The following is a 12,092-nucleotide window of genomic DNA, read 5'->3' on the forward strand; positions in this document are numbered from 1 at the left end:
CCCACAAAGGATCCTTCACCATGAGTTCAACCGGATCGAATGCGGCTGCGGCCCGGACCGCCCGCATGGAGCGAGCCACCAGCGAGTCCTCCGTGCTCGTGGAGATCAACCTCGACGGAACCGGGACCTCGGACATCGACACCTCGGTGCCGTTCTACGACCACATGCTCACGGCCCTCTGCAAGCACTCCCTGATCGACATGACGGTCAAGGCCACGGGCGACACCCACATCGACGTGCACCACACGGTGGAGGACGTCGCCATCACGTTCGGTGAAGTGCTCCGGACCGCCTTGGGCAACAAGGCCGGGATCCGCCGGTTCGGCGAGGCCACGGTGCCGCTGGACGAGGCCCTCGCGCACGCCGTGGTCGATGTCTCCGGCCGGCCTTACCTGGTGCACGGCGGCGAACCCGCGGGCCAGGAGTACCACCTTATCGGCGGCCACTTCACCGGCTCCCTGACCCGGCACGTGTTCGAAGCGATTACCCTGCACGCGGGCATCTGCCTGCACATGAAGGTGCTGGCCGGCCGGGACCCGCACCACATCGTTGAGGCCCAGTTCAAAGCCTTTGCCCGCGCCCTGCGCGCCGCAGTGGAACCCGACCCGCGGGTCGAAGGTATCCCGTCCACGAAGGGGGCACTGTGAGCGGCCAGGTCCTGAAAGACGGGGCAATCATCGATCCCACGGCTTCCCAAAAGCTGCCGTCCCCTGAGGGCAAACCCACGGTCACGGTGCTTGACTACGGTTCCGGCAACGTCCGGTCCGCCGTCCGGGCACTGGAACGCGCCGGCGCCGAGGTTATCCTGAGCGCCAAACCCGAGGACGTGTTGAACGCCGACGGCCTCGTGGTGCCCGGCGTGGGCGCCTTCGAAACCGTGATGCGTGAACTCAAGGCCGTTGACGGCATCAGGCTCATCGGCCGGCGCGTAGCAGGCGGACGGCCGGTGCTGGGCATCTGCGTGGGCCTGCAGGTCCTGTTCGAGGCCGGCGTGGAACACGGCACCGAAGCCCAGGGCATCGGCGAGTGGCCCGGCAAAGTCGAGGCGCTGCCCGCGGAAGTGGTCCCGCACATGGGCTGGAATACCGTCAAGGTTCCGGAAGGGTCGAAGCTCTTTGCCGGCGTCGAGAACGAGCGGTTCTACTTCGTGCACTCCTACGGGGTCCAGGAATGGAACTTCGACGTCATCCAGCCACGGATGGCGCCGCCGCTGGTCACCTGGTCCGAGCACGGCGGCCCCTTTATCGCAGCGGTCGAAAACGGCCCGCTGTGCGCTACGCAGTTCCATCCGGAAAAGTCGGGTGACGCCGGCGCCAGGCTGCTCCGCAACTGGGTTGAAGGGCTGCGCAAGCCTGCCGCCGGCAGCGACGCCTAGATGTGGTCCGTCCTGCTGATGGGCCTCGCCGGCATCCTGATTGGCGGCGGCATCTCCTTCCGGCAGCAGCGCAAGCCGCTCTGGACGCAGGTGGCGTTCTACGTCCTGGCCGCCATGGCCCTGCTTGCGGCCTACCTGCTCACACTCCCGGCCAGCTGACCCCGTCCACGCGCCGCGGAGTGACCCGCCGGCTCCACGCCGCTTCAACCACGTGCCGCATCGACCACGCCCCGCACCACCTACCCCCTGCACATTGAAGAACCAACACCAAGGATGAGTATGACCACCGCACACGACCTGCCGGTCCTTGAACTCCTGCCAGCCGTCGACGTCGTCAACGGCCAGGCCGTCCGGCTGGTCCAGGGCGAAGCCGGCAGCGAAACCAGCTACGGAACGCCCCTTGAAGCGGCGCTGAACTGGCAGCAGCAGGGTGCCGAATGGGTGCACCTCGTGGACCTGGACGCCGCCTTCGGCCGCGGCTCGAACGCCGACCTGCTCCGCGAAGTGGTGGGCCGGCTGGACATCAAGGTGGAGCTGTCCGGCGGGCTCCGCGACGATGAGAGCCTGGAGGCAGCCCTCGACCTGGGCGTGGCCCGCGTCAACCTGGGAACCGCCGCACTGGAAAACCCGGAGTGGACCGCCCGGGCCATCGACCGCTTCGGTGACAAGATCGCCGTCGGCCTCGACGTCCGCGGAACCACCCTGGCCGGCCGCGGCTGGACAAAGGAAGGCGGCGACCTCTGGGAGGTGCTGGGACGCCTCGAAGAGGCCGGCTGCGCGCGCTACGTGGTGACGGACGTGACCAAGGACGGCACGCTGCAGGGTCCGAACGTCGAACTCCTGCGCCAGATGGTCGAAAAGACCGGCAAACCGGTGGTGGCCTCCGGCGGCATCTCCAGCCTGGACGACCTGAAGGTCCTCCGTTCACTGGTTCCGCTGGGCGTGGAAGGCGCCATCGTGGGCAAGGCGCTGTACGCCGGAGCGTTCACGCTCCCCGAAGCCCTCGACGTCGCCGGCCGCCGCTAAGTCAGGCCAAAGCCCACGACATGGCAAACATCGAGGAGCCACCAGCCGGCCGGCAGCTGCCGGGACACATTGCGGCGGCCTTGGCCGGGGCGGGCGGCGCCACGGATTCCGCGGGCCAGCCCTGGGCCGGCCGCAGCCTCGCCGGTGACGATGCGAAGATCCATAACTTCGAGGACGACGACGGCACGGCCGACGCCGGTTACCTCGCCGCGCTCGACGCCCTCCGGACGGGCTCGGGCGACGAAGCCGGCGTCGTCTCCGCGCTGGCAACGGCCCGGGTCTTCATCCCGATCGTTGCGCAACTGGCCGAAGAGGCCGAAACGGACCACGGGCTGCACGCCGACAAACAGGCGGACATGGCCCTCGTGACGCTCAAGGCAGCTGACGGCAGGACGGCCCTTCCCGCGTTCACCTCGGCCGCCGCCCTGGCCGCCTGGCACCCGGAGGCCCGCCCCGTGGCCGTATATGCGGCGCGCGCGGCGCTCTCGGCCGTCGCCGAGGGCGCCGAGCTCCTGGTCCTGGACCCGGGGGCGGATGTGACCTTCGTGGTCCGCCGGCCCGGCGTGTGGGCGCTGGCCCAGCAGCACGGCTGGACACCGTCCTACAGCGATCCGGAACTTGCCGCCGAAATGGCGCGGGCTGCCTCCGGCTTCGCCGCTGTCCGTAGCCTCGAACTTCGTCCCGGAAGGGGCGTAGCTGCCATCGCTGCCGACGGTTCGGTGCTTCCCGGCGGGGGCTCCGGCCCGGAACTGCAGGTGGTCCTCTACCTCGAGGACGGCCTGGACGCCGGCGGTGTCCAGGAACTGATAGCCGGCCTGCAGGGGGAGTGGTCGCGGAATGTATTGTTTGGGGAGCGCGTCGACTCCCTTGAAATCAAACTGAGGCGCGCTCCCGACTAGCCGGCAGCCGGATGGGCGATCCCCGCCAGCACTCCGGCATACCGTGAAGGACCGCTTCGTGAATTTCGCTCTCTACCGGGAGTTGCTTGCCATCCGGCCCATCCGCCGGCTGCTGTTGGTGGGCATGATTGCCCGCATCCCGCACTCGGCCGCCGGAGTGCTGCTGACCCTGCACATCGTGCTCACCCTGGGCCAGGGGTACGCGGCCGCCGGTGCCGCAGCCGCCGTCATGACCATCGGGATCGCCCTCGGCGCCCCGTGGCGGGGCAGGCGGGTGGACACCGTGGGCCTGCGGACCGCGCTTATTCCGTCCGTGATCTCGGAAACGGTGATCTGGTCCGTGGTTCCTCACGTGTCCTACAAGTGGCTGCTCCCACTCGTCTTCGTGGGCGGCCTGCTCACGCTGCCCATCTTCAGCGTGGTCCGGCAATCCCTCGGCGTCCTTGCCGACGGCGACCAGCGGCGGACGGCCTTCGCCCTCGACGCCATCACCACGGAAATGGTGTTCATGATCGGCCCCGCCGCGGGAGCCGTGGTGGCCACCAGCGGGTTCACCACCGCCGGGCTGACCGTCGTGGGGGTGGCAACCTCCCTCGCCGGCCTGTTCCTGATGTGGTTCAATCCACCGACCCGCAGCCAGGGCATGACAGCGGAATGCGCCGAGGACGAACAGCACGCTGCGGAAGCTGCCGTCGTCTCCACTGCGCCCGCCCACGTCCAGGAGGCAGCAGCCGAGCTGGCACCGGCCGGCGCGGCCGCAACGGCCGCGCAGCGCGGACTCCGCGGAAAGCTGGCCGGTGGCTTCGCCTGGTTCACGGCCACGGTCGCGGCACTGTTTGCGGTGGCTGCCGGAGCCGGCATGGTCCTGAGCGGTACCGACGTGGGCATCGTCGCCGCGCTGGAGATCGGCGGACACCAAAGCGAGATCGGCATCGTCTTCGTCTTCTGGTGCGCCGCGTCGGTGGTGGGCGGCCTGGTCTACGGCGCCATGCACCGGCCCGTTCCGCCCATCATCCTGCTGCTGGGCATGGCTGCCCTGACCCTGCCCATGGCGTTCGCCCATGACACGTGGACGCTGGCGTTCGTCTCGGTCCTGCCGGGCCTGCTGTGCGCTCCTGTCCTGTCCGCGGCCTCCGAGAAGGTGGCAGACCTGGTGTCAGAAGAGCGGCGCGGCGAGGCGATGGGCTGGTACGGATCGGCCCTGACCGCCGGCGTTGCGCTTGGCTCACCGCTGGCCGGGATCTTCATCGACGTCATGGGACCTTCCGGCGGCTTTGTGTCCGTGGGCGCCGCCGGGGTGGTGCTCTGCCTGGTGGGGCTCGTCCTGCAGCAGCGCCGCCGGAAGGCCGCCGTCTGACGCCAGGACATTCCAATCGGGACACTTGGCCGGGAAACGACGACGGCGGGACAGCCGTGAAAGGCCGTCCCGCCGTCGGACGCTGCTTGGGGGAGTTCTTCCTTAGTTGACTGCCCCAGTGTACTTTTCGCCCGGGCCCTTGCCCGGAGCATCCGGGATCAGGGATTCCTCGCGGAAAGCCAGCTGGAGCGACCGGAGACCGTCGCGCAACGGACCCGCGTGCTGGGAGCCGATTTCGGGGGCGGCGGCGGTGACCAGGCCGGCCAGCGCGGTGATGAGTTTCCGGGCCTCGTCAAGGTCCTTCAGCTCGGCGGCGTTGTCCTCGGCCGCCAGGCCTAGCTTGACCGCGGCGGCGCTCATCAGGTGCACGGCGGCGGTGGTGATGACCTCGATGGCCGGAACCTCCGAGATGTCCCGGATCTGCTGGGAAACGTCTGCGCCTGCCGCTGCGGGCTCGAAGACGTGTGAATTACTGTCTGGGGTGCTCATACTGGTAAGCTTGACACAGACCGACTGGATGTCGTTATTTCAGGGATTGTCCAAACAATCAGGTTCCCAACAGCGCTTTCCGGCGTTGGCGGGAATTTTTTCTGTAGAATGGCATTCAGTTTGCAAGCGGAGATCTCTCCCACCCGCGTCAGCCGCTGTCCCAGGCGTTCCGTTGGAACCCGCCCGGGGCGCAAGGTTGCCGGGTACCTGGTTGGGCATGGACCGGCATTGCCGGGACCGTGCGCGTGCAGCCCTTTTAGGGTTTGCGCCGGCCAACCTTTTTTGAGGCCTTCGATTGCTCCGGCAATTGGGGGCCTTCTCTGTTTGCCGGAACCCACAACAACCACAGGAGCTTTAACATTAGCGAGCCAAGAATCAATGAGCGTATCCGCGTCCCCGAGGTGCGGCTGGTCGGCCCTGCAGGTGAACAGGTAGGAATCGTCCGCATTGAGGATGCCCTGCGACTGGCTGCCGAGTCCGACCTTGATCTCGTTGAAGTCGCACCTCAGGCGAAGCCTCCGGTGTGCAAGCTGATGGACTTCGGCAAGTACAAGTACGAGGCCGCAGTCAAGGCGCGTGAAGCCCGGAAGAACCAGACGAACACCGTTCTGAAGGAAATCCGCTTCCGCCTGAAGATCGACACCCATGACTACGAGACCAAGCGCGGCCACGCCCTCCGCTTCCTCGGAGCCGGGGACAAGGTCAAGGCCATGATCCAGTTCCGTGGCCGTGAGCAGCAGCGTCCGGAGATGGGCATCCGCCTGCTCCAGCGCTTCGCGGACGACGTCGCCGAAGTTGGCGTGGTGGAGTCCAGCCCCCGCATCGACGGCCGCAACATGGTCATGGTGGTCGGCCCGCTGAAGAACAAGGCTGAGGCCAAGGCCGAAGCCCGGCGCGCCACCCAGCGTGCCGAAGCCAAGGCGCAGAACGAAGCCAAGGCCGCGGGACGGGTTGACACCTCCGGTGACGACCAGGCCCCGATGACGCAGTCGCTGGCGGATCTCCTGCCTGAAGGCTTCACCGTGTCCACCGAGCCGGCAGCGCCCGCCGCGGAATCTCCCGCCACGGAAGCTCCGGCGGCGGACACCGCCACGGTTGAGGCGCCTGAAGCCCCGAAGCAGGAAGCTCCGAAGCAGGAGGCTCCGAAGGCTGCGGTTGCTCCGAAGCAGGAAGCACCCAAGGCTGAAGCGCCGAAAGCTGCTGCACCGAAGGCGGCAGCACCGAAGGCCACCGCTCCGGCGCCCAAGCCTGCGGTAGCTGCCAAGCCCGAAGCTGCCGCGCCGGCAGCGCCGAAGCCGGCCGCCGTGCCTGCGCCGCCGAAGCCGGTGGCAAGGCCTGCTGCACCGAAGCCTGCTGCCCGCCCTGCTCCCAAGGCAGTGCCGAAGCCGGCCGGTAAGAAGACCAACTAGTTCACAGCTGCCGGGGTGCGCCCCCGGCAGTCAGCAACCAGCATGCCGCCCGCAGGGGTGGCTGCGCGATAGAACTGCCGGCCTCCGGGCCCGCAGACACGTTAGGAGATCGGTTCCCATGCCGAAGATGAAGACCCACAGTGGTGCCAAGAAGCGCTTCAAGCTGACCGGCAGCGGCAAGCTGCGCCGCCAGCAGGCCAACCGCCGCCACTACCTGGAGCACAAGTCCAGCCGTCTGACCCGCCGCCTCGCCGGTGACAGGATCGTCTTCAAGGGCGACGCCAAGGTCATCCGGAAGATGCTCGGCATCTAGTTCCAAGTTCATTGACGGACTGCCCCCTGGTGGTCCATCACCTGCCAAACAGCCTTCTCAGGCCGCCGGACTGCCGGCAACAGATGCTTGGGATCAGATTTTCGAAGGAGTACGCACGTGGCACGTGTGAAGAGGGCGGTTAACGCCCACAAGAAGCGCCGGGTTGTCCTGGAACGGGCAAAGGGTTACCGCGGACAGCGTTCGCGCCTGTACCGCAAGGCCAAAGAGCAGCTGCTGCACTCGTTTGTGTACAGCTACGGCGACCGCAAGAAGAAGAAGGGTGACTTCCGCCGCCTGTGGATCCAGCGCATCAACGCTGCCTCCCGCGCCAACGGCCTCACCTACAACCGCCTCATCCAGGGCCTGAAGGCCGCCGAGGTCGAGGTTGACCGCCGTATGCTGGCCGAGCTTGCCGTCTCCGACGCCAACGCCTTCGCCGCACTGGTCCAGGTGGCCAAGGACTCCCTGCCGGCAGACACCTCCGCCAAGAAGGTTGCCGCAGCCTAGCAGCCGCTGTGGCCCCTCGCCTGAGGGGCCGGTTCAGGAACAGGTGGCAGCAGCTACTACAGTTCTTGTATGAACAAATCCGGGCGCCCGCAAGATCTTCCACTGTCCAACCCCCGAGCCGATCGGGTCCGGGACGTGGCAAAACTTGCAGGGCGCCCGGGCCGTTTAAAGCGCGGCCATTTCCTGGCCGAGGGACCGCAGGCCGTCCGGGAAGCCCTCAAGCTCCACCAGCAGCGCATTGCGTCGGGCGCCCCCGGCGTGGTTACCGAGGTATTCGCCAGTGAAAGCTGCCTTGACCGGTTCCCGGAATTCGAGGAGCTGGCCGCAGGCACCAACGCGCGGCTGGCCACCGACGAGGTCCTTGCAGCCATGGCGGACACCGTGAACCCCCAGGGGATCGTGGCAGTCTGCCGTTTCCTCGACGTTCCACTGGCGGACGTGCTCGACGCGGGCCCACGCCTGATCGCCGTCCTCTGCCAGGTCCGTGATCCCGGGAATGCGGGAACCGTCCTGCGCGCAGCCGACTCAGCCGGCGCAGATGCCGTGGTGTTCACCACCTCCAGCGTGGACATCTACAATCCGAAGGCTGTCCGCTCCACCGCCGGTTCCTTGTTCCACCTGCCCGTTGCCTTGGCCGTGGATCCCGCGGAACTGGCGGCTGAGTGCAAGGCCCGTGGCATCGGCGTCCTCGCCGCGGACGGTTACGGCCAGCTGGACCTCGACGTTCTCCAGGATGAGAGCGCCCGGCGCAGGCTCACCGGATCGGGGCCGGACTCCGTGTATGACCTTGCCGGACCCACCGCATGGTTCTTCGGCAATGAAGCCCAGGGACTCTCCGATGAAGAGCTGGAACTGGCAGACCACCGTGTGGCAGTCCCCGTGTACGGCGCCGCCGAAAGCCTCAACCTGGGAACGGCGGCTACTGTCTGCCTCTACGCCAGTGCCCGCTCCCAGCGCAGGACAGACGCTGCCGGGGGAGCGCACGTGGCCGGGGCCCACGGCGAAGCAGGGGAACCCGTTGCAGCAGGGGAACCGGACCGGGCACGGTAGGGAAGGACAACGGGGTAGCTGCGCAGGAGATTCGTCAGGCCCACTGCGTGGTGGGCCATACTTCGCGGGTCGGGGATCTCCGGGCACAAGAAAAGGCCCCGGATTTCCGGGGCCCATCGGTTATTCGTTGACAGAGCGGTCAGGGTGCGCGGGTAGCTTTTCCGCGTCCGGTGACTGCTCCGTAGATGCCGGCAACAAGCAGGCCGCCGACGATAGCGAGAATCCAGGTGCCAAGGTCGAAGAAGGCAAGATCGCCCTTGTTGAACAGGAGGCTGCCAATCCAGCCGCCCACAATGGCTCCAACCACACCGAGGATGAGGCTGGTTACCCAGCCGCCGCCGACCCGTCCGGGCATGACGGCTTTAACGATGGCCCCGACAATCAGGCCCAAAATAATCCAAGCAAGAAAACCCATGTCTCCTCCTTATTGTGACCGGGATTAATAGTCCCGATGAGCCTCAAGCTAACATAAGGGCCCTGCAAAGTCAGTAGCACGGAGGGCTGCGTTGCCGCATCGTTAGCAGCGGTGCGGGCGGATCCGGCGCGGCCGGATCCGCCCCGGAATTCAGGCGGCCAGGGGCTTTTTCCGCTCGAGCAGCCCGCTGAGGAGGGCGACGCCGAAGCCCAGGACAGCGAGGACGGCACCTACCAGGGCGGGGGCCGTAAAGCCCCAACCGAGGGCAATGACGAGGCCGCCCAGGAATGCTCCGAGCGCGTTGGCCACGTTCAGGCCGGCATGGTTGAGGGATGACGCCAGCGAGGGTGCGTCAGGTGAGGCGTCCAGCAGGCGGGTCTGCAGGGCCGGTATCAGCATGGATCCCGAGGCGCCCACCACGAACACCATGACCATGGCGCTCCACGCCCAGTGCGCTGCCACCGCGTACACCACCAGGGCCACGGCAATGGCTGGCAGCACCCGGTACAGGGTGCCCATGACGGATTTGTCGGCAAGGCGGCCGCCGATGACGTTCCCTGCCACCATGCCCAGGCCGTACAGCGCCACGACCAGGGGGATCAGGGTGGACGGGATGCCGGCGACAGCGGTCATGGTGTGGGCAATGTAGGTATACGTGGCGAAGAAGCCCCCAAAACCCACGATTCCCACCAGGAGCGCGAGCCACACCTGGAGGCGTTTGAGGGCCCCCAGTTCACGCCGGATGCTCGCATCCGGGTGGGCATGCTGGAAGGGCACGTATTTCCAGACGAGGACCAGCGTGAGCAGGCCGATGGCGCCCACGAGGATGAACAGCAGCCGCCAGCCGAAGGTTTGGCCAACCCAGGTGGCGAAGGGAACTCCCACGACGTTGGAGACGCTGAGCCCCGCCATGACCATGGAGATGGCCCAGCCCCGCCGGGTGGCCGGGACCAGGGACGCGGCGATCACGGCGGCAACCCCGAAGAACGCCCCGTGCGGCAGGCCGGCGGCGAAGCGGGACAGCAGCATCGTCCCGTAATCGGGGGCAAGGTAGGAGGCCAGGTTCGCGATGGTGAAGAACAGCAGGAGGCCCAGTGCAAGTCTCTTGCGGGGGAGCTTTGCGCCGACGGCGGCCAGGAGTGGGGCTCCCACCACGACGCCCAGCGCATAGGCGGAGATCAGGTTCCCGGCCTCTGGGGTGCTGATGGCCAGCCCCTGCTCCACTTCCTTCAGCAGGCCCATCATGGTGAACTCGGTGACGCCGATCCCCACCCCGCCCATGGCCAGGGCAAAAATAGCCATTCCAACGCGCGGGGTTTTGGTGCCGGTTGCCGTGGTGGGGGTAAGGACGCTGCTCATGTGCCTGCTTTTCAAAGGGTGGGACTGGAACGAATGCATGCCACGGCAATGGGGCAGGACTTCCGGACACTGGGACTAACCCCGGGCCAGCGGGACGTATTCCCTGCGGCCTGCCCGCGGTGGGGCGCAGGCTGTGTTCCGGAACCCTTCCATTGTGGCCCATAGAATGGGCCGGTGACTGGACTGATTGAGGTAGTGGGCGCAGCCGTGGTGGACCGCCTGGCGGATCCGGCCGCTTTGCTGGTGGCACGGCGGAGTGCGCCGGAGCACCTGGCAGGGCTGTGGGAGTTCCCAGGCGGCAAGGTTGAACCCGGCGAGGAACCTGAAGCGGCGCTGGTGCGCGAGTTGGCCGAGGAACTGGGAATCAGCGCCCGGCTGGGGTCAGAGCTGCCCGCCGGGCAAGGGGCCGGCTGGCCGCTCAACGACCGTGCACGCATGCGGGTGTGGTTCGCCGAGGTTACAGGGGGTGAACCCCGGCCGCTGGAAGACCATGACGAGCTGCGCTGGGTTGAACTCGCTGACCGGGATGCGGTCCTCGGCCTGCCCTGGATCCCCGCAGATTATCCGATTGTGCGGGCGCTGCTGGACTCCGTGGCGGCGCTGGTGCCGGAGGGCCCGCACGAAGGCTAAGCCGGCGGGCAGGCTGGAACAGGGGACCGCGGGCTCCTTGATGCCTGGACCAGGGGCACCTGAACAGCGACCCCCCCCAAAACCGCGTCAGCTAGAACAACGAGTCCTGCACCGCCTGTCCCCGCAGTGACGGGGACGGCGGGGAAGAACCGGCAGGGGCGGCGCCACCACCCGCGGCAGGGATGATGCCCGCGGGGTATTCCGCTTCCTCGGCCCGGGGATCGTCGAGGTCGCGATGGCTGAAGCCGGAAGAATGGGAGAAGCCGTGGCGTGCTTTGAAGTACCGGACCCTCCCCGCCAGCCACGTCCGGTATTCCTTGCTCGCGTAGGAGCCGGTCCCGTACAGCCGCCGGTACTTGCCGGCAAGTTCTGGGTGGTGCGCCGCGATCCACTTCATGAACCACTCCCTGGTACCAGGCTTCAAGTACAGGGCGCCAGCGCTGACCCCGGTTGCTCCGGCTGCGGCCAGGGAGCCGAACAGGGCATCCAGGGCTTCGTCACTGTCGGACAACCACGGCAGGATGGGCATGGCCATCACGCCACAGGGGAGGCCGGCCTCGCGAAGCCGCGACACCAGCTTGAGCCGCGCCCTGGGTCCCGGCGTCCCGGGTTCGATCGCCTCTGACAGGGCCTCATTGGTCATGGCCAGGGATATCCCCAGGCCCACCGGAACCTGGGTGGCGGCGCTCTTGAGCAACGGAATGTCGCGCGCCAGCAGCGTTCCCTTGGTCAGGATCGACAGCGGCGTGCCGGATTCGGCCAGGGCGGCGATGATGCCCGGCATGAGCCGGTACCTTCCCTCTGCCCGCTGGTACGGATCGGTGTTGGTGCCCAGTGCCACCTGCTGCCGCGTCCAGGACGGCTTGGCCAGTTCCTTCCGGAGGACCTCCGCTGCGTTCACCTTCACCACCACCTGGCTGTCAAAGTCCATGCCGGCGTCGAAGTCCAGGTAGGTGTGGGACTTGCGTGCAAAGCAGTACACGCAGGCGTGGCTGCAGCCGCGGTACGGGTTGACCGTCCATTCGAAGGGCATCTTCGACCCGGTGGGAACCCTGTTGAGCACCGATTTGGCGGTGACCTCGTGGAAGGTGATGCCGGCGAATTCCGGGGTAGTGACGGACCGCACCAGCCCTGCCAGCGGAAGGAGCGCCGGCCGTGCTGCGGCCGGAGCATCCGGAGTGGGCACCAGGGCCTGTGCTTCCCATCTCATGCACCCATTCGAAAACATGTTCGAATCAAAGTCAAGGCGCACCGCGCCCGGCG

At 67.3% G+C, this 12,092-nt stretch carries 15 protein-coding genes; 11 read left to right on the forward strand and 4 right to left on the reverse strand.

Annotation, left to right across the window (positions count from 1 at the left end):
- The first annotated feature begins 20 nt into the window (after positions 1-20).
- The 6 genes from hisB (at position 21) to RM50_RS17460 (ending at position 4,657) form a co-directional block, all read left to right on the forward strand.
- On the forward strand, positions 21-647 hold the full coding sequence (gene hisB / locus RM50_RS17440) for an imidazoleglycerol-phosphate dehydratase HisB (RefSeq protein ID WP_043455249.1): 627 nt from the start codon (positions 21-23) through the stop codon (positions 645-647).
- A complete protein-coding gene (hisH, locus tag RM50_RS17445; protein WP_043455251.1) occupies positions 644-1,375 on the forward strand; it encodes an imidazole glycerol phosphate synthase subunit HisH in 732 nt (243 codons plus the stop codon). The genes hisB and hisH overlap by 4 nt, the downstream gene beginning before the upstream one ends.
- The gene (locus tag RM50_RS20900) at positions 1,376-1,534 is read left to right on the forward strand and encodes a hypothetical protein (RefSeq protein ID WP_167562184.1); all 159 of its coding nucleotides are present in this window, start codon (positions 1,376-1,378) and stop codon (positions 1,532-1,534) included.
- Positions 1,535-1,654: 120 nt separating this feature from the next.
- Positions 1,655-2,401, forward strand: coding sequence for a bifunctional 1-(5-phosphoribosyl)-5-((5-phosphoribosylamino)methylideneamino)imidazole-4-carboxamide isomerase/phosphoribosylanthranilate isomerase PriA (gene priA, locus RM50_RS17450; RefSeq protein ID WP_043455253.1), 747 nt, complete (start codon positions 1,655-1,657; stop codon positions 2,399-2,401).
- Positions 2,402-2,421: 20 nt separating this feature from the next.
- The gene (locus RM50_RS17455; RefSeq protein ID WP_043455256.1) at positions 2,422-3,300 is read left to right on the forward strand and encodes an SseB family protein; all 879 of its coding nucleotides are present in this window, start codon (positions 2,422-2,424) and stop codon (positions 3,298-3,300) included.
- Between the two features lie 58 nt (positions 3,301-3,358).
- Positions 3,359-4,657 carry an MFS transporter gene (locus tag RM50_RS17460; protein WP_043455258.1) on the forward strand — a complete coding sequence of 433 codons (1,299 nt, stop codon included), beginning with the start codon at positions 3,359-3,361 and terminating at the stop codon, positions 4,655-4,657.
- Between the two features lie 102 nt (positions 4,658-4,759).
- Here RM50_RS17460 and RM50_RS17465 read toward each other — a convergent pair whose 3' ends face one another.
- Entirely contained in the window at positions 4,760-5,146 is a 387-nt protein-coding gene (locus tag RM50_RS17465) for a DUF1844 domain-containing protein (RefSeq protein WP_043455261.1), read from the reverse strand.
- A 401-nt stretch (positions 5,147-5,547) separates the two neighbouring features.
- Between RM50_RS17465 and infC the strand changes: the two genes are divergently transcribed.
- The 4 genes from infC (at position 5,548) to RM50_RS17485 (ending at position 8,425) form a co-directional block, all read left to right on the forward strand.
- Positions 5,548-6,555: a translation initiation factor IF-3 gene (gene infC / locus RM50_RS17470; RefSeq protein WP_043455263.1), complete on the forward strand. Its 1,008-nt coding sequence runs from the start codon at positions 5,548-5,550 to the stop codon at positions 6,553-6,555.
- A gap of 118 nt (positions 6,556-6,673) precedes the next feature.
- A complete protein-coding gene (gene rpmI / locus RM50_RS17475) occupies positions 6,674-6,868 on the forward strand; it encodes a 50S ribosomal protein L35 (protein ID WP_018771575.1) in 195 nt (64 codons plus the stop codon).
- A 117-nt stretch (positions 6,869-6,985) separates the two neighbouring features.
- A complete protein-coding gene (gene rplT / locus RM50_RS17480; RefSeq protein ID WP_018763610.1) occupies positions 6,986-7,375 on the forward strand; it encodes a 50S ribosomal protein L20 in 390 nt (129 codons plus the stop codon).
- 69 nt (positions 7,376-7,444) lie between these two features.
- Complete coding sequence (locus tag RM50_RS17485) at positions 7,445-8,425, forward strand: TrmH family RNA methyltransferase (RefSeq protein ID WP_052260328.1); 981 nt, start codon at positions 7,445-7,447, stop codon at positions 8,423-8,425.
- A gap of 139 nt (positions 8,426-8,564) precedes the next feature.
- Here the strand turns inward: RM50_RS17485 and RM50_RS17490 are convergent, their stop codons facing one another.
- Positions 8,565-8,840, reverse strand: coding sequence for a GlsB/YeaQ/YmgE family stress response membrane protein (locus RM50_RS17490; protein ID WP_018771572.1), 276 nt, complete (start codon positions 8,838-8,840; stop codon positions 8,565-8,567).
- Between the two features lie 150 nt (positions 8,841-8,990).
- Complete coding sequence (locus tag RM50_RS17495) at positions 8,991-10,199, reverse strand: MFS transporter (protein WP_043455266.1); 1,209 nt, start codon at positions 10,197-10,199, stop codon at positions 8,991-8,993.
- Positions 10,200-10,373: 174 nt separating this feature from the next.
- Here RM50_RS17495 and RM50_RS17500 point away from each other — a divergent pair, with 174 nt between their 5' ends.
- The gene (locus RM50_RS17500; protein WP_043455269.1) at positions 10,374-10,829 is read left to right on the forward strand and encodes a (deoxy)nucleoside triphosphate pyrophosphohydrolase; all 456 of its coding nucleotides are present in this window, start codon (positions 10,374-10,376) and stop codon (positions 10,827-10,829) included.
- A 91-nt stretch (positions 10,830-10,920) separates the two neighbouring features.
- On the opposite strand, the gene RM50_RS17505 is transcribed toward RM50_RS17500, so the two are convergent.
- Positions 10,921-12,039, reverse strand: coding sequence for an Rv2578c family radical SAM protein (locus RM50_RS17505; protein WP_043455271.1), 1,119 nt, complete (start codon positions 12,037-12,039; stop codon positions 10,921-10,923).
- Positions 12,040-12,092 lie beyond the last annotated feature (53 nt).

This window comes from Pseudarthrobacter phenanthrenivorans, from assembly GCF_000813845.1.
Classification (GTDB): Bacteria; Actinomycetota; Actinomycetes; order Actinomycetales; family Micrococcaceae; genus Arthrobacter; species Arthrobacter phenanthrenivorans_B.